This is a genomic window from Staphylococcus saprophyticus subsp. saprophyticus ATCC 15305 = NCTC 7292, from assembly GCF_000010125.1.
Lineage (GTDB): Bacteria > Bacillota > Bacilli > Staphylococcales > Staphylococcaceae > Staphylococcus > Staphylococcus saprophyticus.
On record NC_007350.1, the window covers coordinates 1,710,255 to 1,732,947 of the forward strand.

Here is a 22,693-nt window from a genome sequence, read left to right on the forward strand (position 1 = left end):
AGACCTGTTTTTATTATCATTTAACAACACTGTCATTTATTAATAATTTTTAGTATGTATCCTTTACTAAACAAAATATATAACCTATCGTACTTTATTTTATAAAAAAAGACCTAGCATTTGTACTAAACAAATGCTAAGTCCTATTTATTTAATTTGAGCTTTTATTGTACTTGGTGATCTGAACCAAAGAATGATTTGAACATATGGAATGATGTTTCTCTATTTAAAGCAGCGATAGAAGTTGTTAAAGGAATACCTTTAGGACAAGCATTTACACAGTTTTGTGAATTACCACATGCTTGTAAACCGCCACCACCCATTAGTGCTTCAAGTCGTTCATCTTTAGTCATTGATCCTGTTGGATGCAAGTTAAACAATCTAACTTGAGAAATTGCTTGCGCACCAACAAAGTCATTTTTCTTAGTAACGTTAGGGCAAACTTCCAAACAAACACCACATGTCATACATTTAGATAATTCATATGCTGTTTGTCGTTTTTTCTCTGGCATACGAGGGCCTGGTCCCAAATCATACGTACCGTCAATTGGTACCCAAGCTTTCATACGTTTCAAGTTATCAAACATTCTAGTACGATCAACTTGTAAATCACGAATGACTGGGAACGTGCTCATTGGCTCTAATTTAATTGGTTGTTCCAATTGGTCAACAATCGCAGAACAAGACTGTCTTGCTTGACCATTGATAACCATAGAACATGCACCACATACTTCTTCTAAACAGTTCATATCCCAAATGACAGGTGTTGTTTTCTCACCTTTACTATTAACTGGATTACGTCTAATTTCCATTAAACATGCAATCACGTTAAGATTTTCTCTATATGGAATTTCAAATTCTTCCATATAAGGTGTTGATTGATCCGTATCTTGACGTTTAATAATTAATTTAATTGTTTTTTGGCTAGGTTGTTGATTTTGTTCGTTTTGTTCAGGAGCATCATGTACTTCTTGAGTATCTGCCATAATTATTTACCTCCTTTTGACACACTAGAATAGTCACGTTTACGTGGTGGTATCAAGCTAATATCTACAGGCTCATAAGTAAACTTAGGCGCCTCTGTTTTACCTTGATAAGTAGCTAGTGTTGTTTTTAACCATTCTTCATCATTTCTATCTGGGAATTCTGGTTTATAATGCGCACCACGAGACTCATTTCTGTTGTATGCACCGATTGTAATCACTCTTGCAAGCACTAACATATTCCATAATTGACGTGTAAAGAATACCGCTTGGTTACTCCAAGTTTGCGTATCTTCGATATCTATATTTTGATAGCGTTCCATCAATTCTACAATTTTTCTATCTGTTTCTAATAACGCTTTATTTTCACGAACAACTGTGACATTCGCTGTCATAATTTCACCAAGTTCTCTGTGAAGTTTATACGCATTTTCAGTGCCTTTCATATTCAGTAAGTGATCAAATTTTTCTTGTTCTTCTTGTACACGTTTTTCATAAAAACTTTGATCTAAATCTGTATATGAATCTTCGATATTTGAGATGTATTCAACCGCATTTGGTCCTGCAACTGTTCCACCATATATCGCTGATAATAATGAGTTTGCACCTAGACGGTTACCACCATGTTGTGAATAATCACACTCACCAGCTGCAAATAAACCTTTAATATTTGTCATTTGATCGTAGTCAACGTATAGACCACCCATTGAATAGTGAACTGCTGGGAAGATCTTCATCGGAACTTTACGAGGGTCATCACCAGTGAATTTTTCATAAATTTCAATAATACCACCAAGTTTAATATCTAACTCATGTGGATCTTTATGTGATAAGTCTAGATATACCATGTTTTCACCATTGATACCTAATTTTTGGTTAACACATACATCAAAGATTTCTCGCGTTGCAATATCACGAGGTACTAAGTTACCGTAATCTGGGTATTTTTCTTCTAAGAAGTACCATGGCTTACCATCTTTATATGTCCAAATACGACCACCTTCACCACGTGCTGACTCACTCATTAATCTAAGTTTGTCATCTCCAGGAATTGCGGTCGGATGAATTTGAATAAATTCACCGTTTGCATACATTGCGCCTTGTTGATATACGATAGAAGCTGCTGAACCTGTATTAATCATTGAGTTAGTCGTTTTACCGAAGATAATACCAGGACCACCTGTTGCCATAATGACTGCATCTGAACCAAATGATTCAATCTCTGATGTTGTCATATTTTGAGCAACAATACCTCTCGCCATATTATCGTCATCTTTAACGATACCTAAGAACTCCCAACCTTCATACTTTGTAACTAAACCATCGACTTCAAAGCTACGAACTTGTTCGTCCAAAGCATAAAGTAATTGTTGGCCAGTTGTCGCACCAGCATACGCTGTTCTGTGGTACATCGTTCCACCAAAACGTCTAAAGTCTAATAAACCTTCTTTAGTTCTATTAAACATAACACCCATACGGTCTAGTAAATGGATAATCTTTGGTGCAGCTTCCGTCATTGCTTGAACTGGCGGTTGATTTGCCAAAAAGTCTCCACCATATACAGTGTCATCTAAATGTACTGATGGTGAGTCCCCTTCACCTTTTGTATTTACCGCTCCGTTTATACCACCTTGTGCACAAACAGAGTGTGATCGTTTAACAGGAACAAGTGAGAACAAGTCAACGTGTGCGCCTTGTTCTGCTGCTTTAATTGTTGACATCAGACCGGCAAGTCCTCCACCGACAACAATAATTTTCTTCTCTGCCATATATGTCACTCCCTCAAATATATATGAAACTTAGTTTTAATTCTTTATAAAAATGCTAAGATTGCACTGATTCCGATATAAGAAACAACTAGGAATACAACAAGTGAAACCCAAGTGAATATTTGTTGAGATTTTTTAGATTGTAAAACACCCCAAGTAACTAAGAATGACCATAAACCATTCGCAAAGTGGAATGTTACTGCTAATAAACATACAATGTAAAAAATTAACCAAAATGGATTCGTCACAATGTCATGAACCATGTCAAAGTTCACTTCATGTCCTAACGCACGTTGGATACGTGTTTGCCATAGATGAATTGCTACAAAGATAAATGTTATGACACCAGTCACACGTTGTAGTAAAAACATCCAGTTTCTAAATGCAGAATAATGCCCTACATTCTCCTTTGCCGTAAAGGCAATATGTACGCCGTAAACCGCATGATACAGAATTGGAATATAAATAACGATAAATTCCACTGCAATTAAAAAAGGTATAGATTCCATAAATCCAGCTGCCTTGTTAAACGCGGCCTCACCTTGTGTTGCCTGATGGTTAACAAGTAAATGAACTAATAAGAATCCACCTATTGGTATTACGCCTAGCAAAGAATGTAAGCGTCTTAAATAGAATTGATTTTTCGAATATGCCAAAAGGAAGTCCCCCCTGTGAAACAGATAATTTTTTAGATTTCTTTTTTTACCGTACAAAGTAATGGCAATTTTCATATAAACCTTATGAACAATGATTTTTTTGTGACGTATGTTTTTTACAACACAATAACATTGCATAATTATTTAAACATCACTGCATTTTTGAGACGTTGTAGTTTACAGTTTAAATAAAAGGTTGTTGAGAACATTCTCAATTAGAAAACGCTTCCATATACTTGTAAAAAAAGAACTCCTGTTATTTGTTATTGTAACACTAATTAAATAGAAATTGGGCATGAGAATGATTCTCATGCCACAAAGTTATATCTATGAATTATTGGATAAGGCGTGATGAAGATTCTCAGCCACATTTTGAGGAAGACCAGAGTTTTTTAAATCTTCTACACTTGCTTCTTTCATTCTCTTAATTGACCCAAATGTACGTAATAATTTAGTCTTACGTTTGGCACCAATTCCATCAACTGTATCTAGAACAGATTGTAATCCTGTCTTTTGTCTTGTTTGTCTATGGAAAGTGATTGCAAATCTATGCACCTCGTCTTGAATTCTTTGCAACAAATAAAATGGTTGGCTATTTTTTTTCATAGGTACAACCTCTGCTTGCTCTCCATATAAAATTTCTGACGTTTGGTGCTTATCATTTTTACGCAATCCGGCAACGGGAATATCTAAACCTAATTCATTTTCTAGAACATCAATGACGCCACTCATGTGGCCTTTACCACCATCTACAATAATTAAATCTGGTAATGGACTGCCCTCATTTAATACACGTGTATATCGCCTGCGTACCACTTCACGCATTGATTTATAATCGTCGGGTCCATCAACTGTTTTAATTTTATATTTTCTATAACCTTTTTTGTTTGGTTTACCATCAATGAAAGACACCATTGCAGACACAGGATTTACACCTTGGATATTAGAGTTATCAAAAGCCTCTATTCTTATAGGCGTTTGTATACCCATTACATCGCCTAACTCTTCAATCGCTTTAACAGTGCGTGATTCATCCTTTGCAATGAGTTCAAATTTATTTTCTAACGTAACTTCTGCATTATGATTTGCTAAATCAACCATATCTTTCTTTTTGCCTTTAAGTGGTTGTACAATTTTTGTGTCCACAACGGATTGTATCAACTCTTTATTCAAATGTTTCGGTACATGTACCTCTTTAGGCAAAATATGTTGATTTAAATCATAAAATTGTCCAATAAATGTATAGAACTCTTCTTCTTCCGTTTGTTGGAGCGGTATCATCGTTGCGTCTCGTTTAATCATATTACCTTGTCTAATAAAGAATACTTGAATACACATCCACCCTTTAGAAATACTGTAACCAAACACATCTCTAATCGTATTATCAGAAGATGTGATTTTTTGTTTTTTATTAAGGTTATGGATATGTTGTATTAAGTCTCTATATTCTTTGGCACGTTCAAAATCTAGTGATTCACTTGACTCTTGCATTTTTTGCTCTAAATTATGCAAAATCGTTTTGTCTTCTCCATTTAAAAAATCCGTTATTTCTTTTGTCATTTCAGCATACTTTTCTAAATCTACTGGATACACACAAGGCCCTAAACATTGGCCAATATGATAATAAAGGCATAATTTGTCAGGCATTTTATCACATTTTCTAAACGGATAGATACGATCTAGTAATTTTTTTGTTTCTTGTGCTGAATATGCATTGGGATATGGTCCAAAGTATTTCCCACTTCCCTTTTTCACTGTTCGCGTTACAATGAGCCTTGGATATTTTTCTTTCGTTATTTTTATAAAAGGGTAACTTTTATCATCTTTCAATAAGATGTTATAACGCGGTTGGTATTGTTTTATAAGATTTAATTCTAATAGTAGCGATTCAGTTTCACTGGATGTTACGATAAATTCAAAGTTTCGAATTTCACCGACAAGTCTTGTGGTTTTCGCATCATGCGCACCAGTAAAATAAGATCTTAATCTATTTCTAAGTTTCTTTGCTTTACCTACATATATAATTTGATCATTTCGATCTTTCATTAGGTAACAACCGGGCTCTATTGGTACTACTGTCAGTTTCTGCTTAATTTTTTCTTGGTATGTTTCCATAAATTGTCCTCCTCCTTTCACACAAAATTTTATAGTTCGATTTTTCAATAAATAGCTTGGTTTTATATGATATCAACATAGTTTTAATTTACATTTATTTATATTATAAAATAGCTTCGCAATGTTTCTCAATTGATTGATATGCTTATAAATTGAAAACTGGGACATTAATCAAGATTAATGTCCCAGAAAGTTGCTCAATTTATTATAAGTGTTTTTCGATTACTTCAGCTAAGTTTTCTTTTGGTTGGAAACCAACAACTTTGTCAACTGGTTCGCCATCTTTAAAAACGATTAAAGTTGGGATACTCATAACTTCAAATTTAGCAGCTGTTGATGGATTTTCATCTACATCTAATTTTAAAATATTAGCTTTGCCATCATAGTCACCAGCTAATTCTTCTAATACTGGAGCAATCATCTTACATGGACCACACCAAGTTGCCCAAAAATCTACTAAATTGACCCCTGATTGAATATTATCATCAAAGTTTGAATCTGTTACTTTTACGATTGCCATAACTGCCAATCCTCCTTAAATTTCAAATGATGAAGAAATTATAACAGACTTTATACAAATCTGCATACCTCTTGCTCACAATTATTTTATTTCTACAACGGTAACGCCAAATCCACCTTCACTTGGCATACCGTTTCTATATGATGCCACACTTTTATGTCGTTTTAAATGATTTTGCACACCTTTTTGTAATGCACCTGTACCTTTACCATGAATAATGTAAACTTGCTCATAATTGCTCAATACAGCTTGATCTAAATATTGATCTACAGCAACCATTGCTTCATCATAACGATAGCCACGTAAATCGAGTTCCATTTTAATGCTTTGACGATTTTCTCGTTTAATCATTTTCGTTGGTTCCGATTTCGTTTTCTTCGTTTTTTCTAAGTCTTCTAATGGTAATTTCATCTTAATAATACCCATTTGAACAACCGCTTCATTATTATCAATCAATTCTAAAACTTCGCCTTTTTGGCCATAAGTTAGCACTTTAACTTCATCACCTGCATTGATTTCATCCCATTTTTTCTTTTGAACATTTTGTTTTAGGGATTTGGCTTCGTATTGATCATCAAGTTGTTTCTTCTTATCAATGAGCTCGTGTTCTTTTACATCGGCACCTTTTTGGTCTCTCAATTCACGCAGTTCTTTTAATATATCGTCAGCTTCTTTTGTAGCTGATTTCACACGTTGGTTCGCTTTTTCTTTTGCTTCATTCATCAATTGTTTTTCATGATTTTGATATTGTTCGTATTGTTTAGCTAAAGCATCATGTGTATCTTGTGCTTCTCTTAATAAATAATCTAACTCGATACGTTGTTCATCTACGCGTTTTGAATTAGATTCTAATGAAGCAATCATTTCATTAATTTCTTGCTCATCTTGGCCAATCATTGATTTTGCTTTTTGAATGACTTTCATATTTAACCCAAGTTTTTTAGAAATATCAAATGCATTTGAACGTCCTGGTACACCCATTAATAATTTGTAGGTTGGACTTAATGTATTGACGTCAAATTCGACACTGGCATTCATTACACCTTCTCGGTTATAGCTATATGCTTTTAACTCTGGGTAATGCGTTGTTGCCATAACTAATGAGCCTATTTCATGAACATGATCTAAAATACTCATTGCTAGTGCAGCACCTTCACTCGGGTCAGTTCCAGCACCTAACTCGTCAAATAATATCAAACTGTTTTTAGTTGTATCTTGTAAAATTTCAACAATATTCTTCATATGTGAAGAGAAAGTAGAAAGTGATTGCTCAATAGATTGTTCATCACCAATATCACAGTATACATTTTCAAAAATACTTAATTGGCTACCATCTAATGTCGGGATAAGTATACCTGATTGTGCCATAACAATGATTAAGCCTAATGTTTTCAATGTAACTGTTTTACCACCGGTGTTTGGACCTGTAATAATAACTGTTTCAATATCTTGTGCAAATTCAATTGTATTCGCAACAACTGTTTGCTTATCAAGTAATGGATGAAAAGCTTTTGGTAAATAAACTGTTCTATCTTTTGTAAATTGTGGTTTGGTTCCTTTAATTGAACTTGCATAGCGTGCTTTGGCTGTTAAGAAATCAATTTGGCCCATGATTGACTCTGAAATTAAACATGCATCTGCTTCTTCAGCTACTTCTACTGTCAATGCGGATAAGATGCGTTCTCTTTCAATCGCTTCATCATTTTTTAAACGGCTTATTTGGTTACTCATCTCTACAATGGATGAGGGCTCAATATATAAGGTTTGTCCAGAAGCAGACTGATCATGAACAATACCATTAAAATCTTGGCGATACTCTGCTTTCACTGGAATTACATTTCGCTCATTACGTACAGTGACAATCGCGTCAGATAGTTTCTTCTGGTTAGCTTGACTCTTAACAATCTTGTCTAAATTTTGTTTAATTCTTTGATTCGTACTAGAAATTTTACTTCTAATTCCTTGTAATTCATAACTTGCATTATCATATAAATCATAAGTATCACATTTTTGATGAATACTTTGATATAAATCTGACAATACAGGCAGTTGCTCCATTCTATCGTTAAGAATAGGGTAATTAATAGTTTCTTCTTCATTTAATAAATTATTATAAAATGTTTTATATTGATTTTGGATTTGTATTAGGCGTTTAATGACATTTAATTCGCTAACACTGAGTACACCACCGATTTTCGCTCTATGAATATACGTGGATATTTTAGCTAATCCACTTAAACTAGGCATACGATGTTTGTTATAAATTTGTGAAATCTCATCTGTTTCGTTCATTTGAAATTCAACCGTGTTAAAATCAGTTGCCGGTGCCATATCTACAACTTTTTCTTTACCTAAATCACTGATTGTTTCATTTTCTATCAATGCTTTTATTTTATCGAATTCTAAGACATTTAAAGATTTCTGTCTCATCTAATCCCTCTATTTCTTCAGTTTAATATTATTCTCAACGAATGATTTAAATTCTTCTCGAGACATTGTATTAATCACTCTATCTTTTGTAACAAATCCTTTTTGTGCCGTTGCAACACCATATTTCATAAATTCTAAATGTTCGACATGATGTGCGTCAGTATTGATAGTTAGCTGTATATTTGGATGTTTTTTAACTGTATCTGCATTTAAATCTAAACGTTTTGGATTTGCATTAATTTCTAAAATGGTATTAGTTTCTTCTACAAGTTGACATAATTTATCTATGTCTGGTTCATAGCCAGGACGTTTACCTATAATGCGACCTGTTGGATGTGCAATATGGCGTACATAAGGGTTACGGCAAGCATTTTCCAATCTGCGCATGATTTCTTCTTGCGACTGATTAAAACTTTGGTGTATCGCAGCAATGACATAATCTAACTTCGCTAATATCTCATCATCATAGTCTAATTGACCATCAGGTAAGATATCCATTTCTATACCTGAGTATATATCAATTTCCTTATATTTTTCATTTAGTGCTTTAATTTCTTCATTTTGACGCAATAAACGTTCGACTGATAAGCCGTTCGCAACTTTCAAACTTTGAGAATGGTCAGTAATCACCATAAATTCATAACCTTTCTCAATGTTCGCTTTTACCATATCTTCAATACTAAATGCACCATCGCTATATGTCGTATGCATATGGATATCACCATGAATATCTGTTAGTTTGATAATATTATCTAAGTTTTTATCAAATTCACTTCCGTCCTCTCTCAATGCAGGTTCTATCCAATTCACTCCAAAATGTTCATATATTTCTTTTTCGCTTTGATATTGAATGATTTCCCCATTATTTTGTTCAATACCATATTCGCTTACCTTTTCGTCTTGTTCTTTAGCCAATTGTCGTATTCTAATATTATGATCTTTTGAACCTGTAAAATGTTGTAACGTATGATAGAAAGCTGCAGGTTCAATTAACCTAAAATCAACACCTATCGTTTCATCATCATAAGCTAATTCAAGTGATACCTTAGTTTGACCTACTGCTACTTGCTTAACAATGTTAGGCATTTTTAATAATGACTGTTGAACTGAAGTAGGATGATCTGTGCTAATAATATAATCTAAATCTTTACTCATTTCTTTATATCTTCTATAACTACCAGCGACTTCGTATTTGTCTATATCCTTGACTGTAGCTAAATAGTCATTAATTTCACTATTTAAACCACGTATTTGATCGATTGGATATTTTTCTTTCTTAGCGCCTAAAGCTTTTACAGCTTCAAGGATATTCTGTTCTGTCTTTTTAGCAAAGCCACTTAACTCACTAACTTTTCCTTGTTCACAAGCAACTTGCAGTGCTTCTTTACTATCAATATTTAATTCTTTATATAGCTTTGCAATTTTTTTACTTCCAAGACCTTGTATTTTTAATAAAGGAATAAGTCCCTCAGGAACTTCTTTTTGCAATGCTTCTAATGCACTTGATTGGCCTGACTGACGATATTCATCAATCACTTCTCCTACACCTTTACCAATCCCTTTTAATTCAGTCACATCTTCAATTTCATCTAACGTACGTTCGTCCATTTCAAGACTTTGTGCAGCTTTTCTATATGCAGATACTTTAAACGTATTTTCACCTTTTAATTCCATATAAGTCGCTATTTTTTCTAGTAATTGAATAATATCTTTTTTTGTCATTATTTTCACTCCATAAAAAAAGGTCAAGACAGATTACTGTAGCACGCATTCAGTAAATTAATTGTGTCCTGACCTCCTATATTTTATAAGACCATTCTAATCTATAACACGCTATATATTCACAACATAGTTGGATATATAGGGGGTATGTAATATTAAAAATTCTGAGATTTCCCCACTTATAAGCTGTTGTTGCACTATTTCTAATGGATACAACGAAATAGTGTAAAGCAATGTAGCACTGATAATGATTGAAGAAATCAGACTCATTATCACACCAATCACTCGACTTATGACATTAGGACGCTTAAATTTTAACACATTATCAAAAATCACTATAATACCATAACATATGATTTTAGTAAGGATCGCAATAATTAAAAATGCGATGATATGATCAAATCGTTGGTGTATATTATCAAATTGAATGGCATAATTCAAATCAAATGCACGTGTCTTGGGAAATGGTATAAATAATTCTAATCGCTGAGCAATTTGATGATAAAATCTTTGTGCAATCCATAACGAAAACAAAGTAGAAGTTAAATGCAAAGCACTTAACCAAGCACCTCTTCTAAAGCCAATCATTCCAATATAAAGAAAAATAATTAGAACAATCAAATCTAAAATCATTTGTCTTCACTATTTTTCAATTGTTTTATTTCTTGTTGCAGACGAAGGTTTTCTTCTTCTAATTGAACTTTTTCATGCATAATATTGACAGCTGTAAGTATCGCCTTTCTCGTCGTATCTAATCCAGCACTTTTACTAGCTAACATTTTGAGTCTTTCGTCTACTAAATGCGCAACGTAACGGATATGCTCGGGATTGTCCTCACCGACAATAGTATAATGTTGATCATTTATAGTTACGTTAATCCGATTTTTAAACTCGCCCATATCATAACTCCTGACTTTTTAATATATTTCCGAACTTATTTTCCTATCTGTTTCAATTAAGTATGTAATTTAGTATTTTAGAATATTCACGAACCATTATACACGACATAATATTATTTTGTAAGAGGTGAGAATTGTTATACAAGAAATATTTGTTATTAATGCTATTTTTTATCGATAACAATTAAAATTTTCTTTCAATAATTAAAATATCATATATTTATCTCCTAACACCACTTACATACATATGATATGATGTTCAATGTCTAAATACATAAGTTATTCATATAAAAAGTGAGGTACCGTACATGACAAATATTGTACATAAATTAACCAATTCAGATATACAGCAATTAATGTCAAAAATACCCTTTGAAACATCACAGCTATCCCAAGGTATGAAAGCAAAAACAAAATACAAGGGAACTTCTATTTCAATATATAATTCAAACAAAGTGATGTTTCAAGGCAAGGATGCAGAACGTATCGCTGCACAGTTGTTGCCTAATGTTACTAAATCACAACCATCCAGTAAGAAAGCTTCAACAACCAAACAAACGATTTCATATAACCAATTTCAATGTATTGGTAGTGATGAGGCAGGAAGTGGCGATTATTTCGGACCATTGACCGTATGTGCTGCCTATGTCTCACATAAAAATGTACAAATCTTGAAAGCGCTAGGAGTCGATGATTCGAAGAAATTAACAGATACAAAAATTGTTGAACTAGCCGAACAGCTCGTTACCTTTATCCCCCACTCATTATTGGTCATGAATAATGAGAAATATAATGAAAAGCAAAAGGCAGGTTGGTCTCAAGTTAAGATGAAGGCTGTATTGCATAATGAAGCGATCAAAAATGTCACTCAAAAAATTGATACCACTGAATTAGATTATATCGTTATTGACCAATTTGCCGAAGCAGGTGTTTATAAACGTTATGCCTTAAGTGACTTACCATTCAGTAATAAAACGAAATTTGAGACTAAAGGTGAATCAAAATCCATTGCAATTGCAGCTGCAAGTATTATTTCAAGGTATGCATTCGTTAAACATATGGATCGTTTAACTCAATCAGTTAAAACAGACATTCCTAAAGGAGCGAGTAATAAAGTAGATTTAACTGCAGCTAAAATAATTGAACGCAAAGGCATAGCTTACCTTGATTCTATTTCCAAGAAACATTTTGCCAATCGTAAAAAAGCTGAAAATTTAGTTCAAAAAAAATATAATGATTAAATAGAAAAGCGCCTTAGACATAAATAGATGTCTAAGGCGCTTTTTCAATTGGGGAGTAGATGACTGAATTGAAATTGAAATTGTAATGTCTCACTTCTTATGCAAAAGCATCAGTATGCCACGTAAAAAGTCTAGTTAGACTTATGCATGCGCTTTAGCTCAAATAAACCTTTATCCGAGTCATCCTTGCCTTGATTGCATAGGTGAGACTTCGAAATTTCTATTAGAAAATTTGATTTCTATCCTACTCCCTTATCTTATATTACAAAATCAAATCTAAAATATATGTTTGTGAATCATTATCTAATCGTTGCACCCTCTGATTTTAAAGCCTCTAATATGGCTTCATGTACAGCATTCACTTTATCATCCGTTAATGTTTGTTCAGTGTCTAAATAAGCTAAACGGATTGCGATTGATTTTTCATCTTCTGCCATATGTTCACCTTCATAGACATCGAAAACTTCTGCTTCTTGTAAAATATTGCCACCATGTTCATGAATGATGTTTACTAATTTGGCTGATGGTGTTGCACGATTAACCACTAATGCGATATCTCTTGATACGCCTGGGAATCTTGGAATTGCTTGATAATTAATATAACCAACGGATACTGACATTAATTTATCAAAGTTTAATTCAAAGACATACGTGCGTTTTAGGTCATAGTCCTTTTCAGTTTTAGGATGTAGTTCACCTACGAAACCAACAATTTCGCCATTTAATTCCACATAAGCTGTTCTACCTGGATGCAGTCCATTTATTTCTCCAGCTTCATATTCAAATTGGATATCTAGCTTTTCAGCGATTCTATCAACGATACCTTTAGCAACGAAGAAATCAATCGTTTCTTTTTTACTTTGCCAGTGATTAACTGTATAATCACCTGTTAAAATACCGCTTAAATATTCTACTTCATCAGGAAGTTCATCCTCACCATTCGCAAAAAATACGCTACCTAATTCATATAATCGCACATCGCTATTTTTACGTGCCACATTATAAGCAACTGCATCAATTAAATGCGGGATTAAACTTTGACGTAAAGTTGAGTGAGCTTCACTCATAGGCATGAGTAAGTCAATTGTTTCACGTTCTTGTAATGCAAAATCTTTTGCTCTGTCTTTATCTACAAGTGAATAATTAATTGCTTGGTTTAATCCAGCACCTTCTAATGTCGCTTTAATTATTCTTGATTTAGATTGTCTATCTGTTAACGCGCCATGTGTTACTTGATCAAATACAGGTAATGTTGAAGGGATTTTATCATAACCATAGATACGTGCGATTTCTTCAATTAAATCTTCCTTAATTGAAATATCTTTACGACGTGAAGGCACCATGACAGTGAGTACATCTTTATTTTTAGTTGTTTCAAAACCTAATTGAACAAATATAGATTCAATATCTTCAGCACTGAGTTCAAAACCGATTGTTTGATTCACTTTTGAAACTGAAATATCAATTGGTGTAACGAAACATCCAAGTTCACCTTGAGAAACACGTCCTTGTGCTACTGAACCGCCAGCATAGGTTTGTAATAAGTAACAAGCTCTATCAACGGCCTCATCTACAAATTCAGTTGCAATACCTTTTTCGAAGCGACTAGATGCTTCACTTCTTAAGTTCAATCGACGTGATGTATGTCTTATGGATACTGGATCAAAAATAGCGCCTTCTATTACAACGTGCTTCGTTGCTTCTGTAACTTCAGAAAAATCTCCGCCCATTACACCTGCAATCGCAATAGGTGTTTCTCCATTTGTTATAACAATGTCATTTTCTTTTAGTTGACGTTCCTGGTTGTCTAAAGTTGTCATCTCTTCATCAGCTTTAGCTTGTCTCACTTCTATATGTTTGGAACCAATTTGGTCTTGATCAAACATGTGCAACGGTTGACCGTATTCAATTAATACATAATTAGAGATATCTACAACATTATTAATTGGGCGAATACCAGCTTTGATTAAACGCATTTGCATCCACTCTGGAGAAGGTGCAATTGTTACATTTTTCACTACGCGTGCACTGTAATATGGTACTTTATCTTCATTTTGAATGTTGACACTAATTTCATCATTTGTTTGATCACTTGTTTCTGTACTTTGTGTTTCAGGTTTCGTCATTGGAACATTATATAGTGCAGCAGTCTCATAGGCTGTACCAATCATACTTAATGCATCTGCTCTATTTGGTGTTAAATCAAATTCCATCACTTGATCATTTAAATATAATGCATCTAATGCATCTGTTCCCGGTTTAACTTCAGTTGAAAATACAAATATACCATCTTCAAATTGTTTCGGTACTAAATTACTAGGCACCCCAACTTCTTGTAATGAACAAATCATACCTTCAGAATGTTCTCCACGTAATTTCGCACGTTTGATTTTCACACCACCAGGTAATCTGCCACCAACACTTGCAACGATCACTGTTTGGCCTGCATCTACATTCGGCGCACCACAAACGATTTGTACTGGCTCCGCTTCACCAATATCAACTTGGCATATATTAAGTTTATCGGCATCTGGATGTGCAGCTATGGATTGTACATAGCCTACTACAAGGTTTTTAATCTCTTTTGTATAATCAATAATATCGTCAACTTCAATTCCAGTACGTGTAATACGTTCTGCAAGTACATTAACTTGTTCATTAATTTCTACATATGACTCTAACCATTCTTTAGAAATAAACATTATTTTTCACCTCTGTCTTCTACTGCTTTAAATTGACTTAAGAAACGTACATCATTTGTATAGAAATGACGTATATCTTCAATACCATATTTCAACATAGCGATTCGATCTGGTCCCATACCAAAAGCGAAACCAGTATATTTATTTGAATCAAAGCCTGCCATTTCAAGAACGTTAGGATGAACCATACCAGCACCTAATATTTCTATCCAACCCGTATGCTTACATACGTTACAACCTTCACCTTTACATTTGAAACAAGATACATCAACTTCAACAGAAGGTTCTGTAAATGGGAAATAGCTAGGTCGTAAACGTATTTCTCTATCTTCACCAAATAGTTGTTTAGCTAATAATTCTAAAGTACCTTTCAAATCGCTCATTTTAATATTTTCATCAACAACTAACCCTTCAATTTGAGTGAATTGGTGACTATGTGTCGCATCATCAGAATCACGACGATAAACCTTACCAGGACACAAAATTTTAACTGGGCCTTCACCATTGCGTTTTTCCATTGTTCTAGCCTGTACTGGAGATGTGTGTGTACGCATTAAAATTTCATCCGTTATATAAAAACTATCTTGCATATCTCTGGCAGGATGTGATTTTGGTAAGTTTAACGCTTCAAAGTTATAATAATCTTGTTCAACTTCAAAACCATCAACAATTTCATAACCTAAACCTAAAAATAAATCTTCAATTTCTTCGATGGTTCTTGTGAGCGGATGTTTAGCACCAATCGCAATTTTACGACTTGGTAATGTTACATCTATTTTTTCTTCTTTCAATTGTTGCTCTAACTGCTCATTACCCAGTAATTCATGACGTGCTTGAATTTCCTTTTCAATCGTTTGTCTAACTTCATTTACTTGTTGACCATATGCAGGTTTCTCTTCATTCGGTAAATCTTTCATATGTTTCATCAATCCAGTAACTGAACCTTTTTTTCCTAAATACTTAACCTTTACATCCTGTAACGCTTTTTCATTTTGAGCTTCATTAATATCGACTAATGCCTGCTGCTTGATTTCAGCCATAGCTTCTGTTTGTGCCATACTTAGCCCTCCTACTTGAATTTTAAGTTGTTATATTTATATTTTAAAATTGCATAAAAAAAGACTTCCATCCCTTAAAACTGGGACGAAGTCTTCCGTGGTACCACCCAAATTTATGCCGTAGCATACACTTGTTGTCATTGATAACGGAAATGATTTCCGACTTAAATTTCTTTAAGTAACCAAAAAGGTGAAAAAAACTAACTACATCGGATTATCTTTCAGTCGTGGATAATCTCCCTTTTACTTCTGTATCTACTTAGTTTACGTCTTTTTATGGGTTCATATTTAAATATCATTACATTTATTATATACGATGATTTATGATAGGGTCAACCTTTCAAATGATACATCACAATACTACCTGCTATTGCAACATTTAAACTTTCTGCTTTACCATAAATTGGAATTGTTAGATTTTGCGTTGTTTGACTGAGTAATTTGTCATTAACGCCTTCACCTTCATTACCTAAAAGTAAAGCAAATGTCTCTTGACTAGGTATTTGATTATATACAACTGCATCTTCTAACGCAGTCCCATAAACATCGCCCTCAAAATCAGCAATAAAACCACTTAACTCTGTCGTTAAAATAGGTATGTGAAATACACTACCTTGACTTGCACGCATTACTTTATCTTGATACGGATCTGCAGTTCCTTTTTCTAACACGATTAAATCTAAACCTGCAGCATCAGCTGTACGGATTAACGTACCTAAGTTACCTGGATCCTGAATACAATCTATTAATAACACTTGCTTCGCATTATTACTTTCGTAGATAGGTTTCTCAATAACAGCAAAGAATCCTTGCGGTGTAACAGTTCCCGATAATACTTCTGCAACTTTTAAATTAATTTCAAATACTTCTTCTGCATAACTTATCATATCATCATGTATTCTATCCGCATCAACAACATAGAGTTGTTGAATCTTGATTTTACTTTTATAAGCTTCTTCTATAAGATGATAGCCTTCTATAAGTGCAAGACCGGTCTTATCTCGCTCACGTTTTTTCTTTAATTTATTTGCATTTTTTATTTTATTATTTTGTGCTGAAGTTATTATTTCCATAACATAGCCTCTTTATATATTTATTTTCAACTTTTGAATAGGTGTGTAATGTTCGAACGTATGCCTTTTGCTAATTTAGACAATTCGTGTTTTTCTTTTACCACAATACTATCACCTTTATATGTTACTATATCACCTTTGACAAGCGCTGTAACATTTTGAAATTGAATTTTTAATGTTTGTGTCGCTTGAATATGCTTATCTTTCATAACTTGAAAGTGTATATGTGGCTCTGGTGTATTACCTGAATTACCAACTTCTGCTATGTGTTGTCCTTGCAATAGCATATCACCTTTTTCAATCTTAAAAGAATATGGTTTAATATGTGCAATCATACTATATTCATTACGCCCATGTTTAATAATAATATAATTACCTTCTGGATGGACAGTATTACTATCACCGGGTAAGTTATCTGGTATACCATCTACAATCGCCTCTACTACTCCATTTGCAGGCGCTACGATTGATGTTCCATAGCTATAGTAATTCTCACATTCATTTGGATTTCCTTTATATGTATAACCATCTTTAACTCTCACTAAATCTAAAGCATGACGTTGTTGTTTAAATCGATGATGGTCATTCGTTAATTCATTATCTCCACCCCAATAAACTAAGCACGGTTCTTTAATTGGAATGGTATAGCTATATTTAGTATGTTTCGCATTATGGTTATGACCAATTGGCAATAAGGACATTCCAACAATCTCTTGGTACTTATTTAATGTGACACTTGCACCTGTAGCCATTTTATTATCAAACCAAATGTACTCATCTTGTCGATTAATATTGAGATGTCTATATAAATTATTTTCGCCTCTAAGTGCATTATAATTACTTAGTAATTTCTCAAGTTCTTCAAAAGATGAAACTTCTTGAAATGATTCACTAAAATGATGATAAAGCCACTGCGCATCGTGATCTTCAATTTTATTTATAATTATTTGTGCATTTATTGTTTCCATATGATTCACACAACCTATCAGTTGAATATATAGAGTAACTATCACTAAAATAAAAAATCGTTCAAAAATTATCAAGTGAATAATTAATGAACGATTAGATTAGGCTATCATATAGCCTAATAATTAAATGAAATTATTTTGATACAACGTCTTCGCCTTTGTATGAACCACAGTTCTTACATACACGGTGAGATAATTTGTATTCTCCACAATTTGGGCATTCAGTCATACCAGGTACTGAAATTTTAAAATGCGTACGACGTTTATTTTTTCTTGTTTTAGACGTTCTTCTTTTTGGTACTGCCATGATAATCCTCCTTATATTCAAACACTAAATAGATATTTTCAGATTCAATAATCCATTATACTATAGATTATCTAAATCCGCTATTGCTCTTCGTCATATAATTGTTGTAGTTTTTGAAGCCTAGGATCGATTTGCTCTGATTCAGCAGATGCTTTATCTTTCGCAATTTCAACCGCTTGTTCTTCGTCAATAACTTCCCAACCATTACCTTCTCGTAACATCTGATCGCTTTCTTTTGAAAAAACGCGCATTGGTTTTTCAATAATAACTAGTTCTTCAGCAATATCTTTTAGATTTATCATACCGTCTGTTGCATCATGGTAATGTTCATCTTCATCTTCATCATTTTCAAACTGCTCATATCCTTCTAAATCAAAAATCTCTTGAGACTTGATATCAATAGGAACTTCAACAGGAACTAAAGTACGTGCACAAGACATCGTATACGTCCCAGTCAAATGCATATCTGCAATGACTTCACTTGATCTGACGGTTAATTCACCTTCAACATCAATATCTGATAGATCTATTAAATCTAATGATTTTACTAAATGATCAAAATTAACCGTTTGATGGAATTCAAAAGGTTTATCTTGGAATTTTCTTAATTGTGTTATTGACCATTTCATATGGCTTCACCTCTAACAAGCACAAAATTTATTTTAACTTTATAGATATAAGTTGTCAAGATTTTTTCTTAACACAGTTACATCTGTTACAATATCTATAATGAATTCTGAAAGGAAGAATTGCAAATGAAAAGCGTTGCACTAGTCACTGAATATAATCCCTTCCACAATGGTCACTTATACCATGCCCAACAATCAAAGTCAATAACCAACTCTGACATTTCCATAGCAATCATGAGTGGAAACTTTGTGATGAGAGGCCAACCCGCAATTTACAATAAATTCACTCGTGCAAAAATGGCATTGCGTGCCGTCGACCTTGTCGTAGAGCTTCCAGCTTATGCATCAGTGTCTGCAGGTCAATATTTCGCAAAAACAGCTGTGCAGATAGCAGATTATTTAAATGTTTCTCATTTATCATTTGGAAGCGAATCGGGTAATATGGATGATTTTCTATCATTGGCACAGTCTATTGATAAAATTGAGCAATCACCTCTATTTTTAGAAAAATTAAAAGAAGGCAAAAGCTACCCAAGAATCTTAAGCGAACTGATTACTGATAATGACTTGCTATCATCGCCCAACAATACATTAGGCCTTTCTTATGTGAGAGCAATCCAAACATACGCACCATCAATACAACCATGGACGATTTCCCGATTTCAGTCTGCCCATCACGATAATGAAATCTCTCACCAAACATTTGCAAGCGGCACTTCTATTCGTCAATCATTAATGAATCAAACGGATCTTTGGAAAGATGTCGTACCATGTGAGATACATAAGCACTATGAACGACCTCATATCTCTATTGAGGATACATTCAATTATTTAAAATATGCAATTTTAAGCCAAGATGCCACATCATTAGCACAGATTTATACCATGAGTGAAGGCATTGAAAATCGCATACTTCAAACTATTGAACAAGCGACAAGTTTTGAACATTTAATGACGCTATTAAAAACGAAACGTTATACCTATACGCACATTCAGCGTTTACTTATGAATATACTTTTAAATTTTAAAAAACATGATGAGCCTGCCTCAATTAACGCTGTGCGTATCCTAGGCATGTCTGAACGTGGACAACAGTATTTAAAACAAATTAAAAAATCGTTTCCAGAAAGAAACTTTGTGACGCAAGTCAATAAACAAAACGCAAATTTATTTACTAATGAGATACATGCTACTAAAATTTACAACCTTATTTCAGGTCAAACTGCAAACGACTTTAATACACCGGTGATACGGATTTGATACGGATTAAAATACCAAGCATGGTCATTTAGCTTTGCAATTGCATAAGGGACCGGGACAGAAATCAGCTTTTTAATAATGCTTTCGTTGTCCCGCCCCCACAAGGCTGACTAGAATGCTAAAAAACATGCTTGTGTGCATTTAGCTTCAGTCAGCTACTGTGTAACACTAACCAACAAGTTGGTAAGCTACTTTGGTTTACAATTGCCTTGCAATTGCATAAGAACCACTAACCAACAAGTTGGTAAGCTACTTTGGTTTACAATTGCCTTGCAATTGCATAAGAACCACTAACCAACAAGTTGGTAAGCTACTTTGGTTTACAATTGCCTTGCAATTGCATAAGAACCACTAACCAACAAGTTGGTAAGTGGTTCTTTATCATTTTTTAAACTTTTCGTTTAACGCTTTTTCAACATGTACAGGTACAAAGTCTGAAACGTTTGCTTTATATGCTGCAACTTCTTTCACAACGCTAGAACTGATGAATGAATAATTTGTACTCGTCATCATATACATTGTCTCTACATTGCTGTTTAATTTTTTATTCATTGATGTAAGTCTTAATTCATATTCAAAATCACTCACAGCTCTTAATCCTCTTATAATCGTTTCTGCTCCAATTTTGTCACAAAAATCGACTAATAAACCATTGAAATGATGAACTGTTACGTTATTCAAATGTTTCACTGATTCTTCAATCAGCGCGATACGTTCTTCTATTGAAAATGTGCCTGACTTACCACTATTTTTCAATACACAAATATGTAGTTCATCAAAGCGATCCGCACTTCTATCTATGATATCGATATGACCATATGTAATCGGATCGAAACTTCCTGGAATGACTGCTTTAGTTGTAGACATATTAATCTCCTTTTTCTAATAACAAAGTGTCTGTCAAACCATAATGATAACGTTTTATCTCATGGAATGGCTCCATCTTGATTTTTTCATGATGTTTAAACTCACAAACGATAATACCATTTTCTTTTAATAAATTAAACTTTGCAATACCTTCCAATGCTTCATCAATTAACCCTTTTTCATAAGGAGGATCTAAAAATATTACATCAAATTGTATTTCTCGTTTGGCTAAGGCCTTTAAAGCACGATCAGCATTGTTTTTATATACTTCTGCTTGTGTATCAATATTAAGGTTTTTTAAATTTGCTTTAATGACTTTTACAGCTTTAAAATTTTGATCAACAAATATCATTTGGTCAATGCCTCGAGATAATGCTTCAATTCCAAGTGCTCCACTACCAGCAAATAAATCAAGACCAATGCCAGAAACTTCGTGTAAACTATTAAATATACCTTCTTTTACTTTATCCATTGTCGGTCTAGTATTGCGTCCTTCTAAACTCTCAAGCGCCTTACTCTTATGTATTCCAGAAATTACTCTCATATGATTTACACTTCCATTCTCAAAATATATTTTATATAATGCATACTGCAGATAAGGAGGCATCGTATTTTGAAACAATCATTTATAAAGCTCGGAGAAGGCCTTACAGATTTATTCGAATTTAATACATTAATAGAATATAACCACCAACGTATAGCACATATCGTTTATTTTCATTCTCCAAATTGTGCACACGCACGTTCATCTGTCGCTATCATCATGCAACCAACCAGTGAACAACATTTCCAAGCAATGTATATTATGCTTAACGCAGTGAAATACCCTTACCCTGATTCCAATAAAAAATTTGAACTGATAAATAACCAGGCTGAAAAATATCACGTCAATATAAAAGCTGTTGACGTCCAGCCCGCCGAACGATTTCACGACACTGAATTATATTTTAATTATTTAACAAGTGTCTTGCGCTTACAAAGATGGATTCCACCTTTGCAATAATATAACAAAAAGCCACTATAGCTATTGCATATACTATTGTGGCTTTTCTATTGTTAACGCTGATATAGCAACTGCTTCAGTCAGTGTGCAGCAGTATCGTTAAGTTCATATTATAAAACTTCATGCTGTTCTTTCTCATAAACTTTCTTCAAATATTTATAAGGTGAACCTTCAACATGCTTCACGTATTTTAATCTCATTAATTTATCAACAACTTGATCCGCTTCGTCTTCATTAATGTACATGACAACAAATCTCTCTAGTCTATTAGTACTGACAATATGCCCGAATTTACGTACTTGTCTTTCATGCTTCATATGTTTTAGATATATAATTATACTTGTTCTTGGTACAATATTCATTTATTCATCACTCCATTTATTAGCTATTATATAATATCATGGCTTTTCCATTTTATAAATAATAATTATTTTGATGTAGCATGAACTTTTGCTATATTACTCTATATACCCAAATTTGAGGAGGAAGGC

The 22,693-nt window shown here is 33.5% G+C and carries 21 protein-coding genes; 3 read left to right on the forward strand and 18 right to left on the reverse strand.

Annotated elements, in window-relative coordinates; all coding sequences use genetic code 11:
- Positions 1 to 164: 164 nt before the first annotated feature.
- The 9 genes from sdhB to zapA form a co-directional block, all read right to left on the reverse strand.
- The gene (gene sdhB, locus SSP_RS08295; protein WP_002483630.1) at positions 165 to 986 is read right to left on the reverse strand and encodes a succinate dehydrogenase iron-sulfur subunit; all 822 of its coding nucleotides are present in this window, start codon (positions 984 to 986) and stop codon (positions 165 to 167) included.
- Between the two features lie 2 nt (positions 987 to 988).
- Positions 989 to 2,752, reverse strand: a complete 1,764-nt coding sequence (sdhA, locus tag SSP_RS08300; protein ID WP_002483631.1) for a succinate dehydrogenase flavoprotein subunit — start codon at positions 2,750 to 2,752, stop codon at positions 989 to 991.
- 44 nt (positions 2,753 to 2,796) lie between these two features.
- On the reverse strand, positions 2,797 to 3,408 hold the full coding sequence (locus SSP_RS08305) for a succinate dehydrogenase cytochrome b558 subunit (RefSeq protein WP_011303381.1): 612 nt from the start codon (positions 3,406 to 3,408) through the stop codon (positions 2,797 to 2,799).
- Positions 3,409 to 3,735: 327 nt separating this feature from the next.
- Positions 3,736 to 5,523, reverse strand: coding sequence for an excinuclease ABC subunit UvrC (gene uvrC / locus SSP_RS08310; RefSeq protein WP_011303382.1), 1,788 nt, complete (start codon positions 5,521 to 5,523; stop codon positions 3,736 to 3,738).
- Between the two features lie 205 nt (positions 5,524 to 5,728).
- The gene (gene trxA, locus SSP_RS08315; protein ID WP_011303383.1) at positions 5,729 to 6,043 is read right to left on the reverse strand and encodes a thioredoxin; all 315 of its coding nucleotides are present in this window, start codon (positions 6,041 to 6,043) and stop codon (positions 5,729 to 5,731) included.
- A gap of 81 nt (positions 6,044 to 6,124) precedes the next feature.
- Positions 6,125 to 8,473, reverse strand: a complete 2,349-nt coding sequence (locus SSP_RS08320) for an endonuclease MutS2 (protein ID WP_011303384.1) — start codon at positions 8,471 to 8,473, stop codon at positions 6,125 to 6,127.
- 9 nt (positions 8,474 to 8,482) lie between these two features.
- Positions 8,483 to 10,195 (reverse strand): DNA polymerase/3'-5' exonuclease PolX, encoded by a 1,713-nt coding sequence (gene polX, locus SSP_RS08325; RefSeq protein WP_011303385.1) that lies wholly within the window; start codon positions 10,193 to 10,195, stop codon positions 8,483 to 8,485.
- 111 nt (positions 10,196 to 10,306) lie between these two features.
- Positions 10,307 to 10,828 (reverse strand): CvpA family protein, encoded by a 522-nt coding sequence (locus SSP_RS08330; protein WP_011303386.1) that lies wholly within the window; start codon positions 10,826 to 10,828, stop codon positions 10,307 to 10,309.
- A complete protein-coding gene (zapA, locus tag SSP_RS08335; RefSeq protein ID WP_002483638.1) occupies positions 10,825 to 11,094 on the reverse strand; it encodes a cell division protein ZapA in 270 nt (89 codons plus the stop codon). Before zapA ends, SSP_RS08330 begins: the two co-directional genes overlap by 4 nt.
- Positions 11,095 to 11,402: 308 nt before the next feature.
- Between zapA and rnhC the strand changes: the two genes are divergently transcribed.
- On the forward strand, positions 11,403 to 12,335 hold the full coding sequence (gene rnhC / locus SSP_RS08340) for a ribonuclease HIII (RefSeq protein WP_011303387.1): 933 nt from the start codon (positions 11,403 to 11,405) through the stop codon (positions 12,333 to 12,335).
- 299 nt (positions 12,336 to 12,634) lie between these two features.
- Here rnhC and pheT read toward each other — a convergent pair whose 3' ends face one another.
- From pheT to SSP_RS08370, 6 genes are all read right to left on the reverse strand, one after another.
- Positions 12,635 to 15,037, reverse strand: coding sequence for a phenylalanine--tRNA ligase subunit beta (gene pheT / locus SSP_RS08345; RefSeq protein WP_011303388.1), 2,403 nt, complete (start codon positions 15,035 to 15,037; stop codon positions 12,635 to 12,637).
- Positions 15,037 to 16,095: a phenylalanine--tRNA ligase subunit alpha gene (gene pheS, locus SSP_RS08350; protein WP_002483641.1), complete on the reverse strand. Its 1,059-nt coding sequence runs from the start codon at positions 16,093 to 16,095 to the stop codon at positions 15,037 to 15,039. Before pheS ends, pheT begins: the two co-directional genes overlap by 1 nt.
- Before the next feature lie 332 nt (positions 16,096 to 16,427).
- On the reverse strand, positions 16,428 to 17,168 hold the full coding sequence (locus SSP_RS08355) for a TrmH family RNA methyltransferase (RefSeq protein WP_011303389.1): 741 nt from the start codon (positions 17,166 to 17,168) through the stop codon (positions 16,428 to 16,430).
- Positions 17,169 to 17,194: 26 nt separating this feature from the next.
- Positions 17,195 to 18,136: a M23 family metallopeptidase gene (locus SSP_RS08360; RefSeq protein ID WP_011303390.1), complete on the reverse strand. Its 942-nt coding sequence runs from the start codon at positions 18,134 to 18,136 to the stop codon at positions 17,195 to 17,197.
- A 133-nt stretch (positions 18,137 to 18,269) separates the two neighbouring features.
- A complete protein-coding gene (rpmF, locus tag SSP_RS08365; protein ID WP_011303391.1) occupies positions 18,270 to 18,443 on the reverse strand; it encodes a 50S ribosomal protein L32 in 174 nt (57 codons plus the stop codon).
- A gap of 80 nt (positions 18,444 to 18,523) precedes the next feature.
- Entirely contained in the window at positions 18,524 to 19,072 is a 549-nt protein-coding gene (locus SSP_RS08370; protein WP_002483644.1) for a YceD family protein, read from the reverse strand.
- A 126-nt stretch (positions 19,073 to 19,198) separates the two neighbouring features.
- Between SSP_RS08370 and SSP_RS08375 the strand changes: the two genes are divergently transcribed.
- On the forward strand, positions 19,199 to 20,332 hold the full coding sequence (locus tag SSP_RS08375) for a nucleotidyltransferase (protein WP_011303392.1): 1,134 nt from the start codon (positions 19,199 to 19,201) through the stop codon (positions 20,330 to 20,332).
- 381 nt (positions 20,333 to 20,713) lie between these two features.
- Here SSP_RS08375 and coaD read toward each other — a convergent pair whose 3' ends face one another.
- The gene (coaD, locus tag SSP_RS08380) at positions 20,714 to 21,199 is read right to left on the reverse strand and encodes a pantetheine-phosphate adenylyltransferase (protein WP_011303393.1); all 486 of its coding nucleotides are present in this window, start codon (positions 21,197 to 21,199) and stop codon (positions 20,714 to 20,716) included.
- A 1-nt stretch (position 21,200) separates the two neighbouring features.
- Positions 21,201 to 21,743: a 16S rRNA (guanine(966)-N(2))-methyltransferase RsmD gene (rsmD, locus tag SSP_RS08385; protein ID WP_011303394.1), complete on the reverse strand. Its 543-nt coding sequence runs from the start codon at positions 21,741 to 21,743 to the stop codon at positions 21,201 to 21,203.
- A gap of 69 nt (positions 21,744 to 21,812) precedes the next feature.
- Between rsmD and SSP_RS08390 the strand changes: the two genes are divergently transcribed.
- Positions 21,813 to 22,202: a DUF7147 family protein gene (locus SSP_RS08390; RefSeq protein WP_011303395.1), complete on the forward strand. Its 390-nt coding sequence runs from the start codon at positions 21,813 to 21,815 to the stop codon at positions 22,200 to 22,202.
- A 110-nt stretch (positions 22,203 to 22,312) separates the two neighbouring features.
- On the opposite strand, the gene SSP_RS08395 is transcribed toward SSP_RS08390, so the two are convergent.
- Positions 22,313 to 22,564 (reverse strand): YlbG family protein, encoded by a 252-nt coding sequence (locus tag SSP_RS08395; RefSeq protein ID WP_011303396.1) that lies wholly within the window; start codon positions 22,562 to 22,564, stop codon positions 22,313 to 22,315.
- Positions 22,565 to 22,693 lie beyond the last annotated feature (129 nt).